The 734-nt window shown below is 54.4% G+C and carries 1 pseudogene; it reads left to right on the top strand.

The annotated features are described in order from the left end of the window. Positions 1-131: 131 nt before the first annotated feature. Positions 132-734 (top strand): annotated as a pseudogene (locus ABD841_RS40570) (IS5-like element IS5B family transposase); the annotation flags it as partial.

Genomic DNA, 734 nt, shown 5'->3' with positions numbered 1-734 from the left:
ACTTATCATCCGTTTTTGGCACCTTGAAAAAGTTGGGCCACTGGTCAGCCCCTAACCCACTAGGGAAGGTGCGAACAAGTTCCTGATATGAGATCATCATATTCATCCGGAGCGCATCCCAGAGGGACATCATGAGCCATCAACTCACCTTCGCCGATAGTGAATTCAGCACTAAGCGCCGTCAGACCCGAAAAGAGATTTTCCTCTCCCGCATGGAGCAGATTCTGCCATGGCAAAACATGGTGGAAGTCATCGAGCCGTTTTATCCCAAGGCGGGCAATGGCCGACGGCCCTATCCGCTGGAGACCATGCTGCGTATTCACTGCATGCAGCATTGGTACAACATGAGCGACGGTGCCATGGAAGATGCCCTGTACGAAATCGCCTCCATGCGCCTGTTTGCCCGATTATCCCTGGATAGCGCCCTGCCGGATCGCACCACCATCATGAATTTCCGCCACCTGCTCGAGCAGCATCAACTGGCCCGTCAATTGTTCAAGACCATCAATCGCTGGCTGGCCGAAGCAGGCGTCATGATGACCCAAGGCACTTTGGTGGATGCCACCATCATTGAGGCACCCAGCTCTACCAAGAACAAAGAGCAGCAACGCGATCCGGAGATGCATCAGACCAAGAAAGGCAATCAGTGGCACTTTGGCATGAAGGCCCACATTGGTGTCGATGCCAAGAGTGGCCTGACCCACAGCCTAGTCACCACCGCGGACAACGAGCAT

The sequence above is a fragment of the Streptosporangium fragile genome, from assembly GCF_039534445.1.
GTDB classification, from domain to species: Bacteria; Actinomycetota; Actinomycetes; order Streptosporangiales; family Streptosporangiaceae; genus Streptosporangium; species Streptosporangium fragile.
This window is presented reverse-complemented; position numbering and strand designations above follow the sequence as displayed.